This is a genomic window from Sphingomonas rhamnosi (assembly GCF_036663615.1).
Taxonomy (GTDB): Bacteria; Pseudomonadota; Alphaproteobacteria; order Sphingomonadales; family Sphingomonadaceae; genus Sphingomonas.
In genome coordinates, this window is the sequence record NZ_JAXOJJ010000002.1 from 491,087 (window position 1) to 517,852 (window position 26,766).

Sequence of the window (26,766 nt, forward strand, 5' to 3'; positions counted from 1 at the left end):
TGGCCGGCTGACGGGTTGTTTTCCACGGTGGCGGTGCTCCTGAAGCGTCGATTTTCCAGACCTGACCACGCCGGATGACCGATCCGGACCGACGACCATTGCGACAGCCTTATGCGTGGAATGGGTTCCCGACGTGTCGTGAGCACGCGAGACTGTTCAACTGCGCGGTCTCGGCAATCAAGCTGCCCGCAAACCCAGCCAGCGCCGCACACCGGCAAGACGACGGAGCAGAAGCCATTCCACCGCCAGCACGATCAGCATCGACACACCGAGCAGCGGCAGGAACAGCCCCAATGCTACCAGCACCACGATGAACCCGGCCGCGATCGGCGGCATCGCGAGCGCCGGCGGCGCCCCGAGCAGATCGGCCGGCTTTCGCCGCCACCAGAGCACGACGCTACTGACCGAGAGCAGTACCAGCCCGATCGCGGTCAACAGGCCGATGATCTGGTTGACGATCCCGAACAGCTGCCCTTCGTGCGCGGCGACGCCGTATCCGACGATACGGTCGATCAGCCGTCGTTCGGCAAAGTCCTTGCGCGTGAGCACCGCGCCGGTCGCGCCATCCAGCGTCAGGTCGGTTCGCAGCGGTCGGTTCGCGGCGTCCGACTTCGCCGTCCAGGGCTGACCCGTCCCGCCCGTCGGTGCGATCAGCACCGGTGCGGCCAAATCCAGGGGGCGCAGCGTCGTGACCAGCCGATCGAGCGGGGCCAGCGATGTCGCGGGATGCGGCATTGTCATGCCGCCATGTTCGGCATGTTCGTTCGTCATCGCGCGCGTGCCGGCGTCGGTCGCCGCGCGGTCCTTCAGTGCGTCCGCCTGCCCCGTGGACCAGTCCTGCTTCACGGCCGAGCCCGTCGCGACCGTTCGCACCGTCTTGAGATAACTTCCCCAGCTCTTGGCCCAGGGCAAGCCCGAGAGCAGCAGGAACAACGCGAAGAACGACACCCAGAAGCCGGTGACGCCGTGAATGTCGCGCCAGAACCGCCGCCCGCCGGATCGGAGACGGGGATAGACGACGCCGCCTAGCCCGCCCCCGCGCGGCCACCAGAGGAACAGCCCCGTCAGGATCATCACGATCGCCCAGGAGGCGGCCAGTTCGACCAGATAGGACCCCTTGTCCCCCATCAGCAGTTCGCCGTGGAGCCGGAAGATCACGCGCATCAGGCGATCGTCTTCATCGACCGTCTTCAGGACGGCAAGCGTTTGCGGATGGACGTACACGCGGGTTTCCCGCGCGCCACTGCCGACGATCAGCTGCACCGCATCGTCGGATCGATCGGGTAGCTGATAGCGATGAAGGACCGAACCAGGCACCGCGCGCACCGCGGCCTCGGCCTGTGCAGCGGCCGACGCGGGAAGTCCGCTCATGATAAGGTGCGTGTAGGGCCGATCGATCAGCGCCTCGATCTGCGGGCGAAACAGGTAGACCGAACCGGTGCAGGCCAGCCAGAGCACGAACGGGATGCAGAACAATCCGGCGTAGAAGTGCCAACGCCAGATCGCGTTATAGCCCGGCCAGCGGCGCGTGGTGGTGTCGTTCATCATGTCGCCCCAATCAGAACCGCGACTTCACGCCGGCGTAGATCGTGCGCGGTTGCCCCGCGTAGATCGAGCCCGTCGTGTTCATCAGGACCGAAGCCGGGTTTTGTTGCCCGCTCGGCGCGTCGAGGCTGTTCGCGATGATCGAGGCCGAGCCGACATAGGTCGTGTTGAACACGTTCTGGACCGACGCGAACAGGCTGAGGCGCGACCACCAGCCGTCACCCTTTGGCGGGTCATAGTGGAGGTTGAGGTTGGTGAGCGTATAACCCGGGACCTTCAGCAGGTTGCCGTTGTCGATATAGTAGCTCGCGCGGTAGGTCAGCTCGACGAACCCGCCCAGCCCCGCCAGCGCACCGTCCGGCTGATCATAGGCGGCGCGGCCGTTCACGAAGGTCGGGATGACGCCGGGAATGCGGTTGCCGTCGCGATCGAACACGGTCGATACCGCGCCCGACGTCAGCCGCTCGACGAACGCGGAATAGCGCTGGTCGTTGTAGCTGTAGCTGGCATCGAGGTGGACACCGGGCAGCACCGCCGGCAGCGGTTTCCACCCCAGCCCGACTTCGACGCCGCGATGGACCGAGCGCGGGGCGTTGGTGGTGTAGGTCAACAGGTTCACCCCGGCCGACTGGCTGACCTGTTCGTTGCGGAACCACTCGTAATAACCAGTCACCTCGGCACGCAGCGTGTCTCCGATCGTCAGTTCGGCGCCCAGATCGACTCCGGTATTCTTCTGCGTCTTGAGGCCGACATTGTTGCCGGGAATGCCGGCTGCGGTGACGAACAGGGTGCCGCTTTGCGGGGTGCCATAGCCGGTCCCGACCCGGGCATGCAGGCGTACCGCATCCGTCGCCTGCCAGAACAGAGCGGCTTCGGGCGCGATGTTCCAGAAGCGGCGTTCGGCCGGAATCAGCGTCAGCACAGGATTGGCGTTCACCGGGTAGGTATAGGCCGTCTGCCGGACGTTGATGATCGACCGCTCGCCCCCGATCCCCGCGATGAGTTGCAGATCGTGGGTCAGGTTCAGTTCCTCGCGCGCCCGGATACCCATGTTCCGCACGTCGCCGAACACCGTTTGGGTCGGCGCCCCGATGCCGTTGCGACCGGCGGGCGACTTGTTGAACGTGAAGCTCTGGTTATCGAGGTAATTGTAGAACACGCCGACAAAGCTGGTGGCGGCCATCCCGAGGATCGTGCCCCGGTTCGTCACGTCCGAGCTGATATTGTAGCTGTCCAGCGTGCCCTTGAACGGGTTGGCGCTGGTCGGTTGGTTGACCATCCGGCTGTCGAACGTCGCCTGCGTCCGCCATGTCGTATTCGCGGCAAAATCATGCTCGTAGCGGGTACCGACGATGGTGCGACGATCGTTGCGGGCCAGATCGCCCTCGTTCGCGGTCTGCGCGACGCGCGCGCCGTTGACGCCGTTGACCAGCACCGAGATCGTCCCGCACCCCGGCGCGGCCGTGGCAGCGGCTTCGCAGCCCTGTTGATAGGGATTGCGTGCATATTGGTTGAGCGAGAGCCGGGTGGAAAGTTGGAACTCGCCTTCGTTGTAGATCACCTTGGCCGTCACCCGATCGCGATCGGAAAGCGCATAGGTGACGAGCGCGTTGACTGTGCCGGTCTCGTAATTCGTATGTCCGGTTGCCCCGTCCGCACGAACGAAGCTGCCAAACACCGCATATTCGTATTTCGGCCCGGCATCGCCGATCGTGCCATAGAAATTCGCATAGCCGTCGCTGCCGCCATCGATCCCGAACTCGGCACCGTCGATGTCGCGACCGCGCCAGGTGCGGAAGTTCACCGCCCCCCCGATCGCATAGTTGCCATAGCGCGCCGACGACGGGCCGCGCACCACGTCGACCGCGCCATAGGCATGCGGATCGGTCAGGTCGAAGCGCGCCAGGCCGTCGGGCTGGGTGACGGGGAAATCATCCTCGAACACCTGGATATTGCGTGCGCCGAAGCTGTTGCGCGCGTTCGATCCGCGGATCGAGACCCCCACGTCGCGCGGGCCGTTGCCGGCGATCACCGCGACGCCGGGGGAAAGCTTGACGATATCGGCAATCGTGGTCGCAGGCGTGTTGCGGAACGCCCTGTTGTCGATGGTAGTGACCGTTTGCCCCGTCACCGTGGTGGTGAGCGAAAGCGCCTTGCCGGTAACGATGATCTCCGCGCTGTCCGAAGCACGATCCGCCCGCGTGGATTGCGGTGCTGCCGACGACTGTGGTGCAGGGAGCGGGCCGGCATCGAGCGCGCGCAGTTCGGCGTCGATTGCAGCGCGTTGGCGCAGCAACTCGGTGCGCCGGGTATCGGGTGATTGGGCAGACGCCGCCGAAACGGCGAGCGCGATCGAAGAGATCGCAAGAGCGATATGAGACGTGGACATGACTGTCCCCTGTTGTGCGGGCGGCCGTGCGCTCGGAGGCGACGGCGCGGTACTATGCTGAAACGATGCGCGGCGATCGGCCGCCAGGACCGGCAAGCTGCGACCGGTCGCACCTCGGTCGAGGCGATCGGGCAGCGTGCCGCCTTCGTCAGGCGTGCGCGGGTGGGCCTCGCAACGGGGGGCGCAGATAGGGCGGCGCGCCGGGCAACGCAGGCCGTACGACTATCCGGAAAATCGTGGCAAGGACGAACGCGATCGCGACCGCGAGCAGAAGCGGGTCCGCGCCCGCGAGCGATGGCGCGGACAGCCCGGCGAACGCGCAGGGCGGCATCTCCCTGCCATGCTGTCCCTCGTCGTCAGGGTGATGCGTCATACCCGGCATCGCCACGACCGGCTTTTGCGGACCATAGCCCGAGCAGAGTTCAATCGTGATCGAACCCGCCGAAACGGAGGCCATATACCCCGTCGGCACGAGCATCTTCATCAACAGCGCCGCCGCGACGAACCAGGCGGCGAGCAGGCGATGACGCAAAAGGTGATGACGAAGCGCGGCCACGAGGCGTCCTAGTCGGGACGACCTGGGAAGTCACTGACTGGGTTAAGGCGTCACCACCCGTGGGTGTGGCACAAAGCCGTCACGTCTCATGGTCAGGAGCAGCGTCATAGCCAGCCATGGTCGCGCGCGATCCGGCTCGCCTCGATGCGGTTCGATGCACCGAGTTTGGCTGCAGCTTCGGACAGATAGTTTCGTACCGTGCCGGGCGAAAGCACCAGTGTTCGGGCGATCTCCTTGTTGGATCGTCCGTCCTGCGCGAGCCGCAGGACGGCGCGCTCGCGATCGGTAAGCGGATCGGGGGGTGCGAACGCGGCGGTTGAGGCGAGTTGCGGATCGATCACACGCCCACCCGCGGCGACCTGACGAATTGCGTCCGCCAACCGGTCAGCCGGGCTGTCCTTGAGCAGATAGCCGCAAACCCCGGCGGCGATAGCGCGGCGCAGATAGCCGGCGCGGCCGAAGGTGGTGACGATCAGCACTCTCGTGCCCGCGCGGTCCTCGCTAAGCTGTGCGGCGACTTCGATCCCGGTTAGGCCGGGCATCTCGATGTCCGACAGCAGGACGTGCGGCTGGAGCGAGCGGACGATGTCGAGCGCGGCCAATCCATCGGCGGCGCGCCCGACCACGTCGATGTCGGGCTCGAGCGCAAGCAAAGACGCCAGTGCACCGAGCACCAGACCCTGATCTTCGGCAATGACGACTTCGATCATGCCGCCGCGGCCGGGACCGCGGCAATCACGTCCGTCCCGCCGCGTCCGGTCTTGACGCGCAGTCGCCCACCCGCCGCCGACAGCCGCGCGCGCATGCCACGCAGTCCCGATCCTTCGTCAAACCGGCCGCCCTGACCATTGTCGGAGACGGTGAGGCGCACCTTCTCGTCATCCTGTTCGATCAGGATATGGCACCGTGTCGCGCCGGCGTGCCTGATAACGTTGGTCACCGCCTCACGCAGCGCCATCGCCAGTACGGCGCTGTCCGCGGAGGGGACGGCCAGGCCTTCGCCGGTGATCTCACACGCGACACCGCCGGTCGCCAACGCCGCGCGCGACGCCTCGATTTCCCGGCCGAGCCCGGCGTTGCTCATGCCCGCGACGGTCGCGCGAACCTCGGCCAGGCCGCCGCGTGCGGCTTCCCCGGCTTCGCGATCGGCGATGACGACGATGCGATCGGCGAGCGCGTCCGCCTCCTCGAGATAATGGGTCGTCAGCAGGACCGCGGCGCCCCCGTCGGCCTCTTCGCGGACTGTCGTCCAAAGATGCCGGCGCGCTTCGTGGTCGAGCCCGGTCGTGGGTTCGTCGAGCACGAGCAGATCGGGCTGGCCGCAGATGGCAAGGGCGTAATGGAGCCGCCTCTGCTGACCGCCCGAAAGCTTGCCGGCGGGGCGCTCCTCCAGCCCTCCGAGCCCGGCTAGCGCGATCGTTTCGGCGATTGCACGGGGTCGGCGGTAATAGCCCGATTGCAGCGTCACCAGTTCGCGCACGCTCAGCACGTCAGGGAGCCCGGCGCTCTGAAGCATGACACCCATCCGCGCGCGGGCGAGCGGGCGGGCGGGATCGAGCCCGAACAGATCTACCTTGCCATGATCGGGGCTGAGGCGACCGGTCAGCAGGCCCACGGTCGTCGTCTTGCCGGCGCCGTTGGGGCCCAGCAGCGCCGTAACTTCGCCAGCGCGCACCTCAAGGCTGACGCCGTTCAGCACGATGTGGCTGCCGAACGCCTTCGACACGCCCTGGAGCTGCCCGACGATCTGCAAATTGTCCCTGTTCATCCGTGCCTCCTTGGATAGCCTATCTATCCGGGCCGGGGTGACGCCTGCCAGTGTGGGTCGTCAGGGAAACCGCATGACAGATGTCACATGCTTTTTCAGGGAAGTCGTGCCGTCGTATCAGTCTTGCAGCGGGATCGATCGTTTATGGTCGGTTGACGATGAGTGTCAGTGTTACGCCGCGTCCTCGAGCGTTTGGACGACGTCGCGGACGATCACGCTGCGGCCGCTGTTCGACATGGCTGCTTCCAATCGCGACTCCAGTTCCGCGGCACAATTCCCGAGAGCCACCTGATTGAACATGCCCGCCGTCCCGGCGAGCTTATGCAGGAGACGTGCAAGCTGCTCTCCCTGTTCCTGGTCGATCTGGTCGCTTGCTACCAAGCGCCGGGCAAAGGCTGCGAGTTCTGCCTTGCGCGCTTCAAATTTCGCCTGAAGCGCCGGCTTGATCGTGAACGCGGCAGCCGGAATGGCCGACCCGCCATGGGTCGTCCACTTGCCGATCGCCGCGGCGAGGCTTGCCAGGTCCACAGGCTTTGCAAGATGGGCTTGCATCCCAGCCGCAAGGCAGTCTGCGACATCGTCGGCGTACGCGTTTGCCGTCAACGCGAGGATCGGGAGTCGATCCGCGGTAATGCCCGCCGCGCGAATACGGTGTGCGGCCTCCAGACCGTCCAGTACCGGCATCTGCATGTCCATGAGAACGAGATCATACGCCGTTCCGTCTGCTCCGTCCGCAGCGACAACGGCGTTCAGGGCCTGCAAGCCGTCTTCGGCTATGGTGGTGTCATGGCCCAGCCGCGACAGCATCGCGCGCATCAACTCCTGGTTGACGTCATGATCCTCCGCGAGCAGCACACGTAGCGGGCGGACGGCAGAATGCTTTCCGGCCTGATCCGCGGGCGAACAGTGGATCGCGGTCGTCGCGAGGAGCGGAAGACGCAGGCGAAACGTCGTGCCAAGCCCTTCGGTACTGGCGAGATCGAGGCTGCCGCCCATCAGCGATGCGAGCTGTTTGCTGATCGCCAGACCGAGCCCGGTCCCACCGTACCGTTTCACGGTCGACTGCTCGGCCTGTGTGAACTGATCGAACACGACCGCCTGTCGATCCGTCGGAATGCCGATGCCGGTATCCTCCACAGACACGTCGATCACACGCCCCTTGGCGTCCTCTCCGACCGAGGCACGGAGACGCACTACACCCGCCGGCGTGAACTTCACCGCGTTGGACAGGAGATTGAGAATGATCTGACGGAGCCGAAGCCCGTCGAGAAGGACGAACTGGGGCACCGCGTCGTCGACATCGATGTCGAGTTGCAGGCGCTTTTGCGACGCAGCGGGTTGGACCAGCTTTATGCAACTGCGCAATGCGTGGCGCAGGTCGATCGCCTCCGGCGAGACCTGCATCTGCCCCGCCTCGATCTTCGAGAGGTCGAGAATATCGTTGAGCAGCCGCATCATCGCTTTTCCCGAGTCTGCGATGAGCTGCGCATGGTGTCGCTGCTCCGCGGGGATGTCGCTGTCGAGAAGCAGGTCGGCGAAGCCCAGCACGCCGTTCATCGGGGTGCGGATCTCATGGCTCATGTTGGCCAGGAAACTGGATTTCGCACGCACGGCCGCTTCCGCGCGGTCGCGGGCAGCCTCGAGCTCGTGCTCCAGACGCTTGCGATCGGTGACGTCGCGCAGCGACGCGATGATCTCACGCGGCTGACCGGTATCGCCATCGCGGACCAAACCGGCATGCGCCTCGACCCACATTTCGGGTCCGGTATCGCCGGGACGCTCCACCCGGTACGTGCGGACACCGCGATCAATCGTTCCGGTTGCCAGCAGTTCGTGGAATGCTAGCATCTCCTCACAATCCGCCGGATGGATCGCGGTTTGAAGCGGCTGGTCCAGAAGCAGTTTCGCACCCGCGCCGAGAACCTGATCGACGGAAGGCGATGCGTAGGTGCATCGCCCGTCGAGATCGATCCGGAGCACGGCATCGGTCGCGTTGGTGGCAAGCAATTCCAACTCGGACTCGGCTATTTCCCGTCGGGCGATGTCCGCTTGCAGGTGCATGTATGCCTCTTGCAGTGCACGCATACGCTCCTGGCGTTCTTTGTGGACGAGAAGGCCAAGCAGCACGATCAGGAAAGCGCTCAGAATCTGGCCAACACGGATCGGATACAGATAGGCTTCGGCCCGCTTCAGGCGCGTGGTCAGTAAACGCTGCTCTTGGGCGGCGATACGCTTGATCAGGTCGATGACTTCAGCCGTTATCCGATGACTAGTCGCGCTTGCCATGATGGCAGCGGCTTGCGCGCTACGGCCCTCGTCGCCAAGCCGAACGGTTTCGTCCACTTCCGCCATGCGCATGGCAGTCAGTCGTGCCAGCGCCGCCATGCGAGCGTGCTGCGCGTCGTTGTCTGCCGTCATGGTTTTCAGAACGTCCATCTGCCCGGGCAGCTGGCGGCGAATATCGTCCAGCGTCGCGATCGCGTGAACATCCCCCAGAACGTAGCTTCGCCGATAGACCTCGGCGCGCAGCAGGCTGATACGGGCCTGCGCCAGCCGGTCCCTCACCTCAAAGGTATGGCGAACCCAGTTGTCGGCTCTGCTTTTCTGACCGGCCAACCACAGGCCAGAAACAACGCAGCCGCTCAACAGAACGATCGCGACCGCAAAGGCAATCGTCGTCCTGAATTTGCTCGTCCCCATGTTGCCGCGTCTCCTGTTCACAGGTCGGTAGGCCAAGCTGGTTAAGACGCTCTTGCGGTTGCTAACAAACATGGACGCATGGGACGTTCCCCGATGCAGGCGATGGGGCCGTACGCCAGCCGGGTCCGGCGATTCAGAAGACTGCGTCCAACCCCAATCGCAGCGTACGGGGCCGTAACGGTGTGACTTGATCACGACCGGTCGTGAACGGCGTGCCGAGCGCGAACCGGTTGCCGCGGACGCCGGCAAGATTCGTGACGCCGGCGCTCACGCCCAGCGCACCGAGGCTCAGCCGCGCGGTGAGCCCGCTGTCGAGATAACTGCCCTGGCTCTGTCCGAGCACGGGGCCGACCCCCAGGCGCGACGATCCGACATAGCGGACCCACCCGTCGATCTTGAGGTCCCGAGTTCCCGATAGCGGCCGGCGATAGACCGCGCCGGCGCGTGCGGTGACGCGCGCGATATTGGGAATCTGACTGAGCCGCGCGAGCACTTGGGCCCGCGCGATCGCCGGATCGGTGGCGGCGCCCTCGACGAGGCCGAACAAGCGCGCGTTGGATGGGTCATCTATGCGGCTGTGATTGTACGAAACGGCGCCCTCGACCCGCAACCCCTCGGTCAACAGCGCGCCCATGGTCGCCTCGGCTGTCCAGAGCAGCCCGTCGCCGATGTTGGCGGTGCTCGGCAGGCCCGACCCGTCGATGAAGTCCGCCTGGATGTCGCGCCACGACGTGTGCGCCAGGGTCAGCGCGCTATCGATCCGGTCGACGCCCGGCCGGCCGGAGCGAAGCCCCGCCTCGATCGTGGCGACACGATCATCGCGGAAGCGCCGCACGAAATCGCCCTCGATCGCGAGACCGCCGGGGCGGAAGCCCTGCTGATAGCGCAGGAACAGTTGCGCGCGCGGCGTCAGGTCGATCAACGCCGATGCGGAGGGAAGGACGATGGTCTGGGCCCGCTGGGCCGTCGTCGCCAGCTGCGCCAGCGTCACCCGCTGCGCGACGTCCGCCCCCTTCCCGTCGAGCACCGACCGCGTGACGCGCAAACCGCCGGTGGTGAGCAATCCGGGCAGAAGACGCAGGCTGCCCTCACCGTACACGGTGGTCTCCGCAATGCCGTTGATGACGCCCGTCGTCGGGCGCAGGTCGTCCGGTGCGCCGAACAGGCGGGTCAGGCGGGTGCGGTTGTGGATATAGCTGAAGCCGCCGAGCCAGCCCGAGCCGTCGGGTCGAGAGGACCAGACCCGCGTTTCGTTCGCCTGCATCCGCGTGCGGTTGGCCTGCGCGAACAGCCGGACCGGCCCGCCCGGCGCGGTGGCATCGTACCGCTCCATCAGGTCGTGCGCGGTGACGCCGCTGGTCGAGCGGAAGCGGACGGCCCCGATCGTACCGGCCAGCACCAATTGCGCCTGGCCGAAGTCTGACGAGAAGCCCTCCGTCACCGGCGCAGACCGCGTGAGCGGACGACCGTCGCGGTCTGCGTACTGGCTGTCGGCGCCGCGGATGCGCTGACCGATGCCGATCAGCTCGACGGTCCAGCCCGGTGCGATGTCGAGCAGGGCCGCGGCGCGGCCCCCTTCGATGCGGGTGCGATTGACGTCGGTGCGGCCGAGCAGCGGTTTGTCGATGTAGCCGCCCTCACTGGCGGCGTTGGCAACGACACGGATGGCGAGGCGATCGGTCACGATCGGTACGTTCGCGACGAGCTGGGCGTCGGCGCCGGGTCCGCCGTCCGTCGTCGTCGAACCACCCAGCATCGCCGATCCGCTGAAGCGGGACGGATCCGGGGCGTTCGGCACCAGCCGGATCAGTCCGCCGAGCGAGCCGGCGCCGTACAACGTACCCTGCGGTCCCTCCAGCACCTCGACCGCCGCGAGATCGGACAGCCGCAGGTCGGGATCCGGTGCATTGTAACTCAGCCGCAAGTCGCCGAAATACTGGCCGACGGTCGCCTGGGTCGGGCCGGTGAAACTCGAATCGGCGATCCCGCGAATGAACAGCTTGTTGCGCCCGGGACCGAGATAGGTCGACGCTACGCTGGTCAGCCGGTCGGCGAGCCGCTCGGTGCCGCCTGCGCCGCCGAATTCCAGGTCGCTGCCGGCGACGCGCGCGAACTGGCCGGCAAAATGATCGCGGGCGGTGTCGCGCTTGCTGGCGGTGACGACGATGTCCGCGCCGCCTTCGGTGCGCGCCGGCGACCACTGCGGGCGCGTCGGTTTGGTCACCGGACGCTGTCTGGGCTGTGGCACCATCCGCCAGACGCGGGGGCCGATCGATTCGATGCGCGCGTCGGCGCGGCCGGCGATCAGCGCCAGCGCCGCCTCCACGCGCACCCTGCCGCGCAGGGCCGGGACGCGGCGCGCCCACAGCCGCGGATCGGGCACGGCGATGCTGACCCGTGCGACCCGGCCGAGCGCCAACACCTGCTGGCCAAGGCTGCCCGCGGGCAGATCGACCGTCAGCGTCTCGGCGGCCGCGGGTGCAGCGGCCACAAGGAGTGCCGCCGCGGCGCCCCCGACCATCCTCACCGGCGCGGTTCCAGCGTCCAGCCCCCCGCATCCTGGCGAACCGTCACGCCCAGCAAGGTGCCGAGCAGCGCCGGTCGCGCCTTCACCGTCGCGGCGTCGAGCGTGCCCCGGAACGTCCGCGTCGCGATCGCCGGTGCGACGGCTATCCGCCGTCCGGTCTGACGCGACAGATCCGCTGCGACCTCCGCCAGCGGGGCGTCGTCATAGGCGAGCCGCCCTTCGCGCCAGCCGCCGACGTCGACCGCGGCGACGGCGCTGCGTTCCAGCGACGCCCCGTCCGAGATCGCCGCCTGTCCCGCGTCGAGGCGAAGCGCCGCGCCGTCGGGATCGACCATCACCGCGCCCTCGGCGACCGCGACGCGCGTGCGACGGTCGGTACGCTTCACGTCGAACACCGTGCCGATATCGACCAGCCGTAGCGCGCCGGCCTGCACCGAAAACGGGCGTGCAGGGTCATGGCGGACGCGGAACAGAATTTCGCCGCGCTCGACCACCGCCGTGCGCGGATCACGATGATCGAGCCGCACCGTCGAGGCGCCTGCCAGCACGACGCTGCTGCCGTCTGCAAGCATCACGGTGCGTTGTTCGCCCGCCGCTGTGGTCACGACATAGGGCTCGGGCGCCTGTGTCCAGACGCCGAGACCGACCGCGCCCGCCAGCCCCGCGGCGATCGCGCCGCCGATCCAGCGCCGCCGCGACACCCTTGGGGTCTGCGCGACCGCGACCGTCGCCGGCTCGCCCGCAACCGCAGCCGCCGCGTCCTCCAGCATGAGTACCGCGCGGTCGTAGCGCGCGGACCGGTTCGCATCGGCTTCCAGCCACGCCAGGAACGCGTCCCAATCAGGGTGGGGCTCCGCCATGCGGATCGCCCAGTCGATCGCTTCGTCATCGATATGCCGGTCGGTCATCGCATCCGTTCCTTAAGATCCGCCAGCGCGCGGGCGGCGATGCGCAGGTCGCTTTCCACCGTGCTGAGGCTGATCCCCATCTCTGCCGCGATCTGGCGCTGCGGCACCCCGTCGATCCGCGCGCGGCGAAAGATTGCCGTGATCCGCGGTCCCAGCGCCGCCAGCGCCGCGGCGACCTCCGCCGCCTCCTGACGCGCCGCGATCACACGGTCGGCCGGAGGGTCGGCATCCCCCTGCCCCGCGCTCCAATCCTGGTCGCGGCGCTCCGCCTGGCGCCGCGCGCGATAGCGGTCGATCATCAACATATCCGCGGCGCGGAACAGATAGGCGACCGGGTTGCCGATCGGTCCGTCGGCTCGCCCCGACACCTTGATCCACAGGTCGTGCACCAGGTCCTCCGCCGCCTCGCCCGCCCCGCGCCCGACCAGGAAGCGGACCAGCTTGTCACGATTGGCGAGGAAGATGGCCTCGATCCCTGTGGGAGATCCCGGGGGCGGCATGACGATGACCGGTTGAAAAGGAATGGAGCCCGGCGACTTAGACGAACCGGGATGAAGAGAGAAGGCGCTCCACCCGGGGGAACGGTGGAGCGCCGAAGCTGCGGACGTGCAGGGGCCGCGCACGTCCGTTTCGCCTTAGAAGGCGAACTGGAGCGCGGCACGAGCGGATAGCGCGACGTCGCCGAGCCGTTGTTCCGCACCGACTTCGCCGCTCAGGCGAACTTCGGTCGTGCCGGTGATCGCGCGAACCTTGCCGGTCCAGCCGCTGTCGCGCTTTTCGGGATCGAGCGTGAACGCCGTGCCGCTGCCGAAGCTTGCGGTGGTGGTCCCGAGCGATCCGGCGATCCGTTCGCGCCGGCCGCCTTCGACCTCGATGCGGCTCCACTGCTCGTAGCGGTTGCCGCCACCGAAGTTGATCCCCGCCGCAAGGCTCGCGGTCACCGCGAGTTCGTCGCTGCTGCGCTTGCGCACCGTCAGGTCATAGGCGGTGCCGCCGCCGGTCTCCCGGTACGCGTCCTCGTTGAGCCGGTAATAGTCGATCGCCAGAACCGGGCGCAGGCTGAACTGGCCGACCGCCCGTTCGTAGGACGCCGAGGCCGACCCGGAATATAGCATGCCGTTCCAGTCGGCATCGGCGCGGCGTTGCACCGCTTCGGTCCCAATCAGCCCGTCGAACTGACGGACGCTGTCGAACGAGACGAGCGCCGCCGATCCGCGCACCTGCGCCGCGAAGCCGCCCCAGTGGCCGCGCCAGAAGCCGGCCAGCTCATATTGGCTATGATCGATGCGGTTGACCGCCAGGCCTTCGGTATCGCGTCCGCTGAGATAGGCGAGCGACGCGCCGAAATTCCCCACCTCGGTCTTGCGTTCGATCCCGCCGCTCAGTCCCCAGCCGCGCACGTCGTAGCTCGTCGTGCTCCGCTGCGCCTTCGACGCATCCCAACCGACCGGCGTCAGCCAGAAGCCCCAGGTGCCTTCTTCGGAATACTCGCCCGCCGGCTCGCGCAACTGCGACGCCGCGGCGCGCGACGCGAGCGTGACGCTTTCGAACAGCCCGCCCGAATAGTTCGGCAGCATCTGATCGATCGCCCCGCGGAACGCCGCGCCATCGTAGATCCCGCGGATCGCGGCTGCCATCTTCGCATCGCTGCCGATCGCGCTGTCGACCGCATCGAACGCGCTGACTCCCGCGGCGTTCAAACCCAATTCGGTCTTCGCCTTGCGCGCCACGTCGACCGTGATCTCGTTGACCGCGCCGGCGACGATGACGCCCCTGTAGAGGAACGGCACCGTCGTGGCGGACAGCGCCAGATTCTGCGCGCCGGTCAGCGTGCCCGACCGCAACACGACATAGCGACCGGCGATGTCCGCGCCTCCGCTGACGCGCAGCGCCAACTGGCTCCCCGTACCGACCGTCGTCGAGCCGGTGACCTGGATCAGGTTGGCGGTCGGGTTGGCCTTGTCGAGTGCCACCGACAGGATCGATCCGTCGCCCAGCGCCAGCGACCCGATCGTCGCGCCGCCACTCGCAGCGAAGGTACCGCCGCCCGGCGCGACCGTCACCGCCAAGCCGCCCGCGTTCGCCAGCTTGCCCGCGAACACGCCCTTGCCGCTGACCGCCAGCAGGTCGGCGCCGCCGCCTGCAAAATCAGCGGTGCCGTTGAAACTCGCGGTACCGGTGATCGCCACCGTGTCCGCGCCGCCGCCAAAGCTCGCGGTCCCGGCGAAGCTGCTCGCACCACTCATCTCGAGCCGGTTGCTGCCTGCCCCGAACGCGACGTCGCCGCTGACCGAACCCGCGCCAAGCTCCAGCCGATCACTGCCGGTGCCGAAGCGGATTGCGCCGGTGATCGTCGGCGCTGCGCCCGCGGCGGGCGCGGTCTGGCGGACGATCGCGCCGCTGGTGTTCGCCGACAGGTCGATCGCGATCGACCGCGCCGCATCGCCGCCGGCAGCCGAGATCGTCCCGCTATTCTCGACCAACGTGACGGCACCGCTGCGGTCCAGGATCGCGGTCGCGGTCGCGCCGGTTGCGCTCGCCCGGATCGTGCCGGTGTTGCGGATCGTCGGCACCGACGCGCCGGTATCGATCAGCACCGCCGCGGTTTGCGTCGCCGCGGCGCCGCCGCCGGTCGCGGTCACCGTGCCGCCCAGGCGCAACTCGGGAGTCGCTGCACCGGCGCCGAAGCGGATGCTGGTCGCCGCGGCGTTGTTGGCGCTGGCCTGCACCGTACCGCCGACCGTCACACCGCCCGCGATCGTCACCGCACCGCCAAGCCCGCCGATTGCAAGACCGGTCGCGGCGACGCCGCTGTATACGCCGCTGCCGGTGACCCGACCGTTGACCGTCAGCCCGGCTGCGGGTGTCGCACCGCTGGTCGCACCGATCGTCACCGATCGATCCACCGCGCCGATCTGGAAGGCAGGCGCGGCGCCATACGACGCCAGGTCCGCCACCTTGCCCGTCGCACCCGACAGCGTGATGCCGCCTGCGACGTCGCCGGCGACGACCAGGGCCGGTCCCCCCTGCAACAGGTCATCGGCGTCCAGCTTCGAGACGTCGGCCGGCGCGCTGGTCGCGCGGTACCCGGTCGCACCGATCGCTCCCTCGACCACCAGCGCGCCGCCGATCGGGCCGTCCAGCCGCGCACCGACCGCATCGCGCCCGACCGCGGTGATCGTCCCGCCCAGCGTCACACTGCCGTTCACGCCGGACACCCGCACGCCCACCGACCGATCGCCGACCACGGCGATCTTGCCGCTATTGGTCAATGCTCCGGTCAACGGGCCGCCCAGGGCAATGCCGGCCGAGTCATTGCCCTCGACGGTGATCTCGCCACTATTGGCGATGGTCCCGGTGAAGGCACCAGCGGTGCGGATCCCGGTACGGCCGATTCCCTGGGCGAACGCACCGTCGAGGTCGCCGTCCTTGTCGACGTCACTCGCGGTATAGCTTTCGTCGACGATGATCTTGCCGCTGTTGGCGATTCCACCGCTGACCCCGGCCTGCGCCAGGATTCCCGTCGCGCCGTTGGAGTCACTGACCTGGATCGTGCCGGCGTTGGTCACGCTGTTGTTGCTGTCGATGGTCACGGCGGTTCCGCTCGTCGGCACCACGCTGCCGGCCACGGCGATGCTCAGATTGTCGGCGCTCCCGTTCTTGACGGTCGATGTCAGCACGGCGGTGGTACGCTTCGTATCGACGACCGTCTGCGCGGAGGCGGAAACGGCGATGGCGAGCGTGGCAGTCGAGGCGAGAAGCATGCGGTACACGAACTGGATCCCCTTTGGATGTCTTCAGACATCCAGACGGAGTCGACAGCGAAAGGCCTTGCTTTGCTAGCGGACACCCCAACCCGGCACTCTCCGGAGACGATGCTACCAGTACGCGGCCATCAGTTCGGACACCCATTCGGGCTGCCGAACCTCACCGCGCGGCAGGAACTCGCGCATGACGGGCTTGATATCGATGACCGGCGTCCCGTCGATCGCGTCCAGTCCTTCGACGTGCAACCGCGAGCCTTCGACACGCAACACGCGGCAGATAGTCACGCCAAGCCGATTGGGGCGGTTCTTTCCACGTTGCGCGAAGATGCCAGTCAGCGGCCAATCTTCCCGATTTCTTGGATGGCGTGCGCCGCGTTCGACCCCGGCTTCGTCCACCCGGTCGAACAGGAATATGATCTCGGCATGACTGAAGGCGTCCAGCCCGGCCAGTGCTTCAGATCCAACCTGCGCCACGTCCAGCTCGATCGTGGTTCGGCTGTCTCCCCAGTCGTCGTCAACCGGATCAGCCCTGCCCCCTCGCACATGACCTATTGGCACTATCGTAAATGTCATGACCGCCCCCTTCGATCGGTCATATAGCCCCGATTGCGCCGCGGAGGAGACTGGCGCTGGACGCTACCAGCTGTTCGAGGTGGCAGCCATTGCGATGATAGGGTGGGCGCTAAAATGAGGAACGTTAGCGCACGTTTCGGAACGTTGCGCGGACCTCGTCCACGAAGGGCGCCGGTTGCTCGAGCGCTGCGAAATGGCCGCCCCTTTCCAGCTCGCCGAAATGCAGCAGCGTGGCAAAGCGGCTTTCCGCCCAGCGGCGCGAGAGACGGACCTGCTCCCCCGGAAACATGCTGATCCCGGTCGGGGTCGGCATCGGGGTGTGCGGCATGCCTCCAGCCATCATCTCGCGCATCGCTTCCCAATAGAGCCGCGCCGAACTCGCTCCGCTATTCGACAGCCAATAGAGCATGATGTCGTCGATCAGCGCGTCGAGATCGAACACCGTCTCGGGATTTCCGCCGCTATCCGACACGTCCTGGAACAGCGCATAGATCCACGCCGCCAACCCGACCGGGGAGTCCGAAAGCGAGAAACCGATCGATTGCGGGCGCGTGCTCTGCAGCTTGAAATAACCGGAATAAAGCTGGTCGTAGCGCTGCGCCGACGCCAGCATCGCCTGTTCGGCCGGCGTCGCGTCGGCGATCTCCTGCGCCGTCGGCTGGAACATCACCATGTTGAGATGAATGCCGGCCAGCCCCGCCGGCGCCTTGTAGCCGATCGCTGTCGTCACCGCCGCGCCCCAGTCACCGCCCTGCGCCACCCACCGATCATAGCCCAGCCGGCCCATCAGCGTGATCCACGCATCGGCAGTGCGGCCGACATTCCAGCCCGGTCCGGTCGGCTTGTCCGAAAAGCCGAATCCCGGCAGCGTCGGGATGACGAGGTGGAACGCGTCGTCGGCCGCGCCGCCGTGCGCGACCGGATCGGTCAGCGGGCCGACCACGTCGCGAAACTCCAGCACCGAGCCGGGCCAGCCGTGCGTCATGAGCAGCGGCAGTGCACCCGGCTCTGGCGAGCGGATGTGAAGGAAGTGAATGCCGAGCCCGTCGGTCTCGGTGCGATATTGGCCCAGATCGTTGAGCAGCGCCTCGCAGCGCCGCCAGTCATACCGGTCGCGCCAGTGATCGACCAGCGCGCGGATCCTGGCGAGCGGCGGACCCTGGCTCGTATCCGTCACCGTCTCGGGGTCGGGCCAGCGGGTTTGTGTCAGGCGCTGGTGCAAATCGTCGAGCTCGGACTGCGGCACGGCGAGGCGGAAGGGTTCGATGATCGCGGGCATGGAAAGCTCCTGTTCGGCTTCAAGCGGTCGGTGCGAGGACGGCCTCGGCGCTGGTCCAGTCAGCCTTGCCGTAGCGTGCGGTGTCGAGCGGGGAGAGCTTGCCGCGGCCACTCGCCATGTCGCGCAGATACTGCATGCCCTGCCACACCGGGAACGGCGCGTCGGTCTTGGGCGAAACTGCGCGCGCGACCGCGATGACCGCGCTGAGGCGACCGATACCGCCCGCGCGGAACAGCGTGTACCGATGGCCGCTCAGCCGCGTCATGATCGCCGCCAGATCGCGCGCGCTGACCACATCGCCCGCGATCCGCGAAAAGCGCGGCGCATCCGGATCGAGCGCTACTGCGGCGGCGTAATCGGCGACGTCGTCCTTGGTCGTGAAATCGAGCGGCTGGTCGGCATCGCCCCAGTAGAGAATGCGGTGGAATTTGTGCAGCACGATCGGCGCCTCGCCGGTCAGCAGATCCGCAAACGCACCGTTCAACACGGAGGTAGCGCGGATCGGGGCCGCGTCGATGCGGGCCTGGAACGCGCGGCGCAAATCCATGTTGCGATTGTCGCCGGGCCGCGTCTTGGTGAAGTCGAGCGAGAAGTCCGACGGCATGAAGCGCGGCACGCCCACCGAAATCGCCGCATCGAGCAAACGTCCTTGGAGACCGAGGATCGTCGGCTCCAGCCCGTTGAGCGCCGACACCACGCAGACCGCGCCGTCGCAGGCCCGCGCCAACGCCGCGGGATCATCGAAATCCACGGCGATCACGCGCGCCCCGGTCGCACGCAATGACGCACGCGTCGCCTCGGGCGCCTCGGCCCGCACGAGCGCACGAACCTGTGCGCCGCGACGACCGAGCGCGTGCGCCAGGCGATGTCCAAGATCGCCGGTTGCCCCGGCCAGGATCACGGCTCCATCGGTGTTCTGCTCGACCATTGACGCGTTCCCCGAAACTGAACGGTGTCGTTCAGATTGTTAAACGCGGCGTTGGCCTATACGGTCCGGCGATGCAAGCGGAACCCGTCAAAGCACTCGCGCGCCGTGGCCGGGGTGGCCGCCCGCCCGCCAAGGATGCGGGCGATGTCGATCGCCGCATTCTCGATGCCGCCGCGCACCAATTTGCAAAACTGGGCTTCGACGCCACCAGCTGCGAGCAGATCGTCCTCGAAGCCGGGGCCGGAAAGGCCAGCCTCTACGCCCGCTATGCCAATAAGGAGGCGCTGTTCGCCGCGGTCGTGCGCGACCATGTCGAACGAACACAAGCGCCGGCCGAAGTCCCGGTCGATCTCCCGCTGCGAGCACGGCTCCACGCGGTTGGCCGCGCGATTCTCGATCGCGCGCTTCAGCCCGATGCGGTTGCCTTGATGCGAGTGGTGCTCACGACGGCACACCGCATGGCCGATCTTGCGCGGCTGGCCGATCAGATGGGCCGCGACGACGCAGTACGACGCGTTGGCGCATCGATCACGGCCGGATCGCCGACGCGGGCCAACGACACAATCGCTGCGCTGCGCCTGGCGAACAAGTTCGTCGACCTTGCATACGTGCCCATCCAAATGCGCGCGCTGTTGGGGGACGATCCACGCGACCTCGCGGACGGCGTAGCGCGCCATGTCGATGAAGCCATCGAGTTGCTGGCAAAGGGTGGGTGGCTGGACGGCTGGGCGTGACTTGGTCGGTCACTCCAGTCCCGACGCGATCCGGCTTAGCTCGGCGCGCAATGCCGGCACCGCGTGGTCGATAAAGGCGCGCACCGGGCGTTTTCCGCGATCGGCGTGGAACGACTTGGCCGAACCGCTGTGAGGGCAAGGCGATGCTGAGTGGGGAGCATGTGCCTCGTCATCACGCGCATATCTCAGGGGTCGACCTGCGGGCTCACATCCCTACAAGAGCATTGGCAAGATTGTGGGATGCCAATGTCCGATCGCGTGAAGGTTTTACTCCAATACGTGCTGCCCAAGCAGCGACTGACGACGTTTGCCGGTCGCATCGCCGGCGCTCATGCGGGACCGATGACGACGCGGCTGATCCGTTGGTTCGTCGCCAAATACGGCGTCGATATGAGCGAAGCGGCTGAGCCGGATATCGCCAGCTATCGGAGCTTCAACGACTTCTTCACCCGCGCCCTCAAGGCCGGCGTGCGCCCGATGGCAGTCGCCGATTTCGTCTGCCCGGTCGACGGCACGATCAGCCAGTTCGGCCTCATCGACGACCATCACATGCTTCAGGCAAAAGGGCATCGCTTCACCACGACGGAACTGGTCGGCGGCGACGCCGCGCTGGCGGCGCGGTTCCGCCACGGCAGCTTCGCCAACCTGTACCTGTCCCCCAGGGATTACCACCGCCTGCACATGCCATGCGACGGCACGCTGACCCGCATGATCTACGTGCCCGGGCAGCTGTTTTCGGTGAACCCTGTCACCGCGCGCGGCGTGCCGAACCTGTTCGCGCGAAACGAACGCGTCGTTTGCGTTTTCGAATCCGCGGTACACGGATCGTTCGTCATGGTGCTCGTCGGCGCCACGATCGTGGGAAGCATGGCGACCGTGTGGCACGGCGTGATCAATGCGAAACGCACCAAGCTGATCGCCGAATGGACCTACACCGATCAGGACATCGTCCTCCAACAGGGCGACGAGATGGGTCGGTTCCTGCTCGGCTCGACGATCGTGATGCTGTTCGAGCGGAATACCGTCGTGTTCAACAAGGATTGGGCACCAGCACGGAACGTCCGCTTGGGCGAGCTGATGGGCAATCGCGCGCCCTGAGCATCCTCGCACTCGGTACCGAAGACGAAACACCGGGCGTCCGGGGTGCCCCGTCACTTCCACACCTTCGACCGTGATCTGCCCGCAGCGCGTCAGCGCTGATCGTGCGCGCGAACCCTCCCATCGATCCAGCTCGAATGCACGCGGCCATCATCCGTCAACACGACCAGATCAGCCCTGAAACCGGCCGCGATCCGCCCGATCTTTTGGCCCAAGCCAAGAAAACACGCCGGATTTCGGCTTGCCATCGTCAAAGCTGCCACCGGCGACACGCCCATCAGCGCCTGCGCGTTGCGCACCGCCGAGGCCATATCGAGATCCGAACCCGCGAGCGTACCGTCGTCGTTGATGCACACGCCGTCGATCACCTGAACGTAATGACCTTGCAGCATGAAGCTCTTGTCGACCTGCCCGACGCTGGGCATCGCGTCGGTGACCAGCATCAGCCGATCGGGATTGGCCATCGCCGCGATCCGCAGCGTCGCCGGGTGAACGTGGCGGCCATCGACGATCAGCCCGCACCAGGCCTTTGCGTCGAGCGCCGCGCCGACCGCGCCGGGCTCGCGCGCGGTGAGCGGTGACATCGCGTTGAACAAGTGCGTGAAGCCGCTCATCCCCGCCGTGAGGGCTGCGCTGATCTCGTCGTAACTGCCATCGGTATGGCCGGCCGCGACGATCACGCCGGCGCGCGCCAGCCGGGTAATCATCGCCGGATTGGTGCGTTCCGGCGCCAGCGTCACCAGCGTAACGCCGCGCTTCAGTCCGGTGATCGCCGCGATCCCGTCATCGTCCAGTGCGATGATCTTGTCGGCGTCATGGATACCCTTGCGATCGACGTTGAGGAACGGCCCTTCGATATGGATGCCTAGCACGCCGGGCACGCCGGCAGCGATCGCCGCATCGACCGCGGCGACGCCGGCGCGGACGGTCGCAAGATCGTCGCTGATCAACGTCGGCAGGAAACCGGTGGTGCCATAACGCCGGTGTGCCGCGCCGATCGTCGCGATCGTCTCGACCGTCGGTGCATCGTTGAACAGCACGCCGCCGCCGCCGTTGACCTGGGAATCGATGAAACCTGGGGCGAGGATCGCGCCGTCCAGATCGTACCGTTCGGCATCGGCGGGGATCTCGGCCTCGGCCACCACCGCGACGATCATGCCACCGGCGACGATTACGGCGCGTCCATCGATCAGTGCATCGTCGATCAGCGTGCGCGCATTGAAAAGGGCGATCGGCATCAGAGGGTTTCGGTCACTTTACGCAGATGTGGCGGCGAATCGGGATCGAGGCCGCGTGCCACGGATAGCGCGTTGACGGCGCGGTAAAAGGACTGGATCTGCAGCATCGGCTGGATCGCCGCCGCCGCGCTGCAGGTCGGCAGCGTTACCGCGCCGGGCAGATCGGCGCCGGCACAATAGACCGTCCCCCCCTGCCCGAGCGCCGCCGCGACCAGCGCATCGACGCTGGCGCCGGTCTCGTCATCCTGGCGGAACACAAGCAACGGAAAATCGGGTCCGATCAGCGCCATCGGACCGTGGCGGACTTCGGCGGCGCTGAACGCCTCGGCATGCAGGCCGCACGTTTCCTTGAACTTCAACGCCGCCTCCTGCGCGATGCCGAGCCCGAGCCCGCGACCGATGACGTAGAGGTCGCGCGCATCGCGCAGACCATCGACCAGCGGAGTCCAGTCCATCTGCCATGACGTGTCGAGCAATACCGGCGCTTCGTCGAGCGCGGCGGATAGTGCCGCGTCGCCGGACCAGGCGGCGACGAGGTCGAGGACGGCGGCGAGCGACGCGATATAGCTCTTGGTCGCGGCGACGCTCAGCTCGGCGCGGGCGTGCAGCGGCAGCGTGACGTCGGCGATCGCCGCGAGCGGCGAGGCGGCGTCGTTGACCAGCGCGGTGAGATACGCGCCGCCAGCACGCCCGGCTTCCACGGCGCGTAGCAGATCAGGACTTCGGCCCGATTGCGAGATCGCGATCAGCAGCGTGTCCTCGGCCCGGGATGACGCATGATATACCGAACTGACCGAAGGGGCGGTCGAGCCGACGGGCAACCCGATCACCGTTTCGATCAGATATTTGGCGAAGGTCGCGGCATGATCGGAACTGCCACGCGCGATCGTCGAAACGCCGCGCGGCGGGGCCGCGCGCAGGCGCTGCGCCAGCATGTCCAGCACCGCGGCGTTCGCGACCCGCTGCCGCGCGACGACCGCGCTCGACTCGGCCGCCTCGGCGAACATCCGCGTCGATTCGGCCGTGACGCTCATGCCAGCGCGTTCAGTTCGGCGACGAAGTCATAGGCGTCGCCGCGATACCAGCTGTGCGTGGTTTCGATCGCGCGGCCATCCTCGAGAAACCCCCGGCGTTCAATGAACAAACCGGGCGCGCCAGCCTCGATCCCCAGCAGCTTGGCCTGCTCCGCGGTGAACAACACGGCGCGCAGGCGCTGCAACGCGCGGACCGGGCGATGCCCCGCCGCTTCCAGTGCGGCGTAGAGCGACACGCCGACCGCCTCGAGACCAGGCAGGCCAAAGCCTGGCACCGTGGAATACTCCAGCGCCATCGGCTGTTCGTCTGCGTAGCGGATGCGGTGAAAGCGGAACACGCGCGACCCCGGGCTCAAGCCAAGCGTCAGCGACTCGTCCGAATTGACCGTACCCTCCGTCTGCGTGATCCATTCGCTCCGCGCGGTCCGGCCGCGCGCCGCCATGTCTTCGGAAAACGAGGTCAGCTTGGAGAACTGCTTCTCGACCCGTCCGCCGACGAACGTCCCCGCGCCTTGCCGCCGCATCAGCATACCGTTGGCAACCAGCCCGTCGATCGCCTTGCGCACGGTGATGCGCGAAATCCCGAATTCCTTGGCGATGTCGCGTTCCGGCGGCAGCGCCTCCTGCGGCCGCAGCGCACCGGTCTCGATCCCGCGGCGCAGCGCGTCCTGCATCTGCTGATACAGCGGCGCACGCCCCTTATCGCCCAGCGCACCGATCTTGTCGGCCAAATTGATCATCGGCGCACCCTCGTTCGATCGCGAACAGTTCGCATCGTCTCATCTACTGGCGGCTCGTATAATACCAATGAAATACCTATTTCCACTAGAAAACTCCGGGTAGCGACCAAAACTGATGAAATAGGCGCTTGACGGTCGGATTGGTATCAAACATGTTTCAGTTATTGGTCTGGCATTGGTCATAACGAATTTGTCGGATCGACAGGGGACATGGGGAGATCGGCAATGACCGCATTACGACTTCTGGCTGCATCCGTAAGTTCGTTCGCCTTGGCCACCACCGCGCACGCGCAAAGCGCCGGCGCTCCTTCGAACAGCGCGCCGGCCGGCGCCGTTCAGCCCGCCCCCGGCGATACGGGCTATGGTGACGACATCGTCGTCATCGGCATCCGCGGCTCGTTGCGCCAGTCGGTCGACGCAAAGCGCAACTCCAGCGTCATCGCCGACATCATCTCCGCTGAAGATATCGGCAAGTTTCCCGACAAGAACGTCGCCGAGGCGCTGCAGCGCGTGCCCGGCGTCGTGATCAACCGCGAATTCGGCGAAGGCGAGCGCGTCTCGTTGCGCGGCACCGCACCCAACCTGACCAAGACGTTGGTCAACGGCCACGCGATCGCCACCGCAGACTGGTTCATCCTCGAACAGCTCGCCGCGACGCGAAGTTTCAATTACCTGACACTGCCGGCGGAGATCGTCGGGCAGCTGGACGTCTACAAATCGGGCCAGGCGGATGTCGAAGAAGGCGGCATCGGCGGCACGATCAACGTACATACCCGCAACCCGCTCGAGTTGAAGCCCTTCACCGTCTCCGCCTCGATACAGGGCGTCTATTCGGAAAAGCGCGACTCGTTCGATCCGCAAGCATCAGGGCTGATCAGCTGGAAGAACGAGGCCGAGACGTTCGGCATCCTGGTCGGTGGCGTTTACCAGAAACGAGACATCCGCCGTGACGGCATCGAGGTATTGGGCTATCAGCCGGTCACCATCGCTGGTCAGACCGCGCAGATCCCATCGCTCATCGGCTCGGCCTTGTTCCAGCAGGAGCGCGAGCGCTACGGCGGTAACGTCGCGCTGCAATTCCGCCCGTCGGACGATGTCGAGGTCAATCTGACCGGGCTCTATTCGCGATTCGGTGCGAACAACTTCAACCAGAACTATCTTGCCTGGGGATCGAAGGCGCTGGGCGATGGCGGCACGCTGACCAATCCGGTGGTGCGCAACGGCACGGTCGTGTCGGGCACCGTCACCTCCCCCGCCACCAGCCGCGCCGCGGTGTACGACGCGATCGACCGCACCGCGTTCGCCAAGACCTTGTCGGGCGATGCCGATCTGATCTGGCACACGAGCGACCGATCCACGCTGCATCTCAAGATCGGCTACACCAAGGCCAACGGCAATACCGAGTCGCAGCCCTTTTACGAAGGTGCCGCGCCGGGCGCATTCACCTTCGACATCTCCGGCGAGGTGCCGCAGGTCCGCTTCAGCGGCATCGATCCGACCCGGCCCAGCGACCTGATTCTCGACTTCGCTTCGCTCCACAAGATCACGAACACGGACGAGGAAAAATACGCCTATGCCGATTACGAGCATGACGTGGATTGGGGCCCGCTGCACGCGATCAAGATCGGCGCCAAGTTCACCGACCACGACCGCGTCACGCGCTTCCTCGCCACCACCTACGGCGCCTTCTATCTGAACCTGGTCGGCACCGGCTGCGGCGGTCGGCCGTGCACCTCGGTCGACTTCGCCGGCGGCCAGACGCCCGGCAACTTCCTCGACAATGTCGCGCTGCCCGGCACGCTGACCAACTTCTTCCAGGTCGATCGCACCAAGCTTCAAAACATCCTGCACAGCCTGCCTGCCACGGCCCGCGAGCGCATTCTGAACCCGCCGGAAAACTATTCGATCAACGAAAAGACCTATGGCGGTTACGCCATGGCCAAACTAGGCGGCAAGGAAGACGGCTGGAACGCCAATTTCGGGATCCGCGTCATCCGCACCGATCAGGACTCGCGCGGCAATCTGCTCGGCGTCCCGGCATCGACCTCGGGGGCCGTCACCACCAACGCGTTCGGTGTCTACGTGCCCGTGCAGGTCAAGCGCGGCTATACCGACTTCCTGCCCAGCGCGAACATCAGCGTCGACGTGACACCCGATGTGGTGCTGCGCTTCGCCGCCAGCCGCAGCGTCGCGCGACCGGATTACACCGACATCGTGCCGCGCGTGTCGCTCAACCCCGGTTCGCTCACCGGCGACGGCGGCGATCCCTCGGTCGCCCCCTATCGCAGCAACAACTACGACGCGTCGATCGAATGGTACCCCGATCGCGACACGATCGTCGCGGCCGCGCTCTACTACAAGGATATCTCGTCCTACATCGTCAACCGCACGGTGCAGGAACGCTATCCGGTGCAGAACGCGAGCAATCCCAATGCCTCGCGCTGCACCCCATCGGCGGCGTCGACCCCCGGCAACCTGTTGTTCGATTGCCTGTTCGATATCAACCGCCGCTCGAACGGTTCGGGCGGGACCAACAAGGGCGCCGAGTTCCAGGTGTCGCGACCGATCGGCTACGGTTTCGGCGCGATCGTCAACTATACCTATTCGGACGCCAAGTCGGATGCAGGCGATCCCATTCCGGGCAATTCGAAGCATGCGCTGAACCTGACCGGCTATTTCGAGAACGATCTGGCTTCGGTGCGAGTGTCGTACAATTACCGCTCCAAGTTCTTCATCAATATCGATCGTGCGGCGCCGCTGAACCAGAAAGCGACGGAATCGCTCGATGCCTCCGCCAGTATCCGCGTCACCGACAACATCTCGCTCACGGCCGACGCGGTGAACCTGACCAATGCCAAGATCGAGCAATATTCCGGCAGCGAAGATCGCTTCCGCGCGATCTACGAGAATGGTCGGCAATACTATGTCGGCGCGCGGCTGCGCTTCTGATAGCAAGAACGGGCCGGTCCGCCGGCCCGTCGA

At 66.6% G+C, this 26,766-nt stretch carries 19 protein-coding genes; 3 read left to right on the forward strand and 16 right to left on the reverse strand.

The annotated features are described in order from the left end of the window. Window positions 1–177: 177 nt before the first annotated feature. The 13 genes from U1701_RS07265 to U1701_RS07325 form a co-directional block, all read right to left on the reverse strand. Window positions 178–1,545, reverse strand: coding sequence for a PepSY-associated TM helix domain-containing protein (locus U1701_RS07265; RefSeq protein ID WP_332781870.1), 1,368 nt, complete (start codon window positions 1,543–1,545; stop codon window positions 178–180). 13 nt (window positions 1,546–1,558) lie between these two features. Further along, entirely contained in the window at window positions 1,559–3,934 is a 2,376-nt protein-coding gene (locus U1701_RS07270; RefSeq protein ID WP_332781871.1) for a TonB-dependent receptor family protein, read from the reverse strand. A gap of 148 nt (window positions 3,935–4,082) precedes the next feature. After that, window positions 4,083–4,490 (reverse strand): DUF2946 family protein, encoded by a 408-nt coding sequence (locus U1701_RS07275; protein ID WP_332781872.1) that lies wholly within the window; start codon window positions 4,488–4,490, stop codon window positions 4,083–4,085. Window positions 4,491–4,594: 104 nt separating this feature from the next. Next, window positions 4,595–5,200, reverse strand: coding sequence for a response regulator transcription factor (locus tag U1701_RS07280; RefSeq protein WP_332781873.1), 606 nt, complete (start codon window positions 5,198–5,200; stop codon window positions 4,595–4,597). After that, window positions 5,197–6,258: an ATP-binding cassette domain-containing protein gene (locus U1701_RS07285; RefSeq protein ID WP_332781874.1), complete on the reverse strand. Its 1,062-nt coding sequence runs from the start codon at window positions 6,256–6,258 to the stop codon at window positions 5,197–5,199. Before U1701_RS07285 ends, U1701_RS07280 begins: the two co-directional genes overlap by 4 nt. Before the next feature lie 171 nt (window positions 6,259–6,429). Further along, window positions 6,430–8,958, reverse strand: a complete 2,529-nt coding sequence (locus tag U1701_RS07290; RefSeq protein ID WP_332781875.1) for an ATP-binding protein — start codon at window positions 8,956–8,958, stop codon at window positions 6,430–6,432. A gap of 133 nt (window positions 8,959–9,091) precedes the next feature. Continuing rightward, a complete protein-coding gene (locus tag U1701_RS07295; RefSeq protein WP_332781942.1) occupies window positions 9,092–11,479 on the reverse strand; it encodes a TonB-dependent receptor in 2,388 nt (795 codons plus the stop codon). 2 nt (window positions 11,480–11,481) lie between these two features. Continuing rightward, on the reverse strand, window positions 11,482–12,393 hold the full coding sequence (locus tag U1701_RS07300; protein ID WP_332781876.1) for a FecR family protein: 912 nt from the start codon (window positions 12,391–12,393) through the stop codon (window positions 11,482–11,484). Continuing rightward, window positions 12,390–12,893 carry an RNA polymerase sigma factor gene (locus U1701_RS07305; RefSeq protein WP_332781877.1) on the reverse strand — a complete coding sequence of 168 codons (504 nt, stop codon included), beginning with the start codon at window positions 12,891–12,893 and terminating at the stop codon, window positions 12,390–12,392. The genes U1701_RS07300 and U1701_RS07305 overlap by 4 nt, the downstream gene beginning before the upstream one ends. A gap of 135 nt (window positions 12,894–13,028) precedes the next feature. Beyond that, window positions 13,029–16,157, reverse strand: a complete 3,129-nt coding sequence (locus tag U1701_RS07310) for an autotransporter outer membrane beta-barrel domain-containing protein (RefSeq protein ID WP_332781943.1) — start codon at window positions 16,155–16,157, stop codon at window positions 13,029–13,031. Between the two features lie 114 nt (window positions 16,158–16,271). Then, entirely contained in the window at window positions 16,272–16,733 is a 462-nt protein-coding gene (locus tag U1701_RS07315) for an SAM-dependent methyltransferase (RefSeq protein WP_332781878.1), read from the reverse strand. 124 nt (window positions 16,734–16,857) lie between these two features. Beyond that, window positions 16,858–18,012 (reverse strand): epoxide hydrolase family protein, encoded by a 1,155-nt coding sequence (locus tag U1701_RS07320; protein ID WP_332781879.1) that lies wholly within the window; start codon window positions 18,010–18,012, stop codon window positions 16,858–16,860. Between the two features lie 19 nt (window positions 18,013–18,031). Next, a complete protein-coding gene (locus U1701_RS07325) occupies window positions 18,032–18,940 on the reverse strand; it encodes an NmrA family NAD(P)-binding protein (protein WP_332781880.1) in 909 nt (302 codons plus the stop codon). A gap of 71 nt (window positions 18,941–19,011) precedes the next feature. Here U1701_RS07325 and U1701_RS07330 point away from each other — a divergent pair, with 71 nt between their 5' ends. Both U1701_RS07330 and asd read left to right on the forward strand, forming a co-directional pair. Next, window positions 19,012–19,674 carry a TetR/AcrR family transcriptional regulator gene (locus tag U1701_RS07330; protein ID WP_332781881.1) on the forward strand — a complete coding sequence of 221 codons (663 nt, stop codon included), beginning with the start codon at window positions 19,012–19,014 and terminating at the stop codon, window positions 19,672–19,674. Window positions 19,675–19,932: 258 nt separating this feature from the next. Then, a complete protein-coding gene (gene asd, locus U1701_RS07335; protein ID WP_332781882.1) occupies window positions 19,933–20,772 on the forward strand; it encodes an archaetidylserine decarboxylase in 840 nt (279 codons plus the stop codon). A 92-nt stretch (window positions 20,773–20,864) separates the two neighbouring features. Here asd and nagA read toward each other — a convergent pair whose 3' ends face one another. Genes nagA through U1701_RS07350 form a run of 3 tightly spaced genes read right to left on the reverse strand, consistent with a single transcriptional unit; the run spans window position 20,865 to window position 23,784 of the window. Further along, the gene (nagA, locus tag U1701_RS07340; RefSeq protein WP_332781883.1) at window positions 20,865–22,010 is read right to left on the reverse strand and encodes an N-acetylglucosamine-6-phosphate deacetylase; all 1,146 of its coding nucleotides are present in this window, start codon (window positions 22,008–22,010) and stop codon (window positions 20,865–20,867) included. After that, the gene (locus U1701_RS07345) at window positions 22,010–23,044 is read right to left on the reverse strand and encodes an SIS domain-containing protein (protein WP_332781884.1); all 1,035 of its coding nucleotides are present in this window, start codon (window positions 23,042–23,044) and stop codon (window positions 22,010–22,012) included. The genes nagA and U1701_RS07345 overlap by 1 nt, the downstream gene beginning before the upstream one ends. Continuing rightward, entirely contained in the window at window positions 23,041–23,784 is a 744-nt protein-coding gene (locus U1701_RS07350) for a GntR family transcriptional regulator (RefSeq protein ID WP_332781885.1), read from the reverse strand. The genes U1701_RS07345 and U1701_RS07350 overlap by 4 nt, the downstream gene beginning before the upstream one ends. 225 nt (window positions 23,785–24,009) lie before the next feature. Between U1701_RS07350 and U1701_RS07355 the strand changes: the two genes are divergently transcribed. Then, entirely contained in the window at window positions 24,010–26,733 is a 2,724-nt protein-coding gene (locus U1701_RS07355) for a TonB-dependent receptor (RefSeq protein ID WP_332781886.1), read from the forward strand. Window positions 26,734–26,766 lie beyond the last annotated feature (33 nt).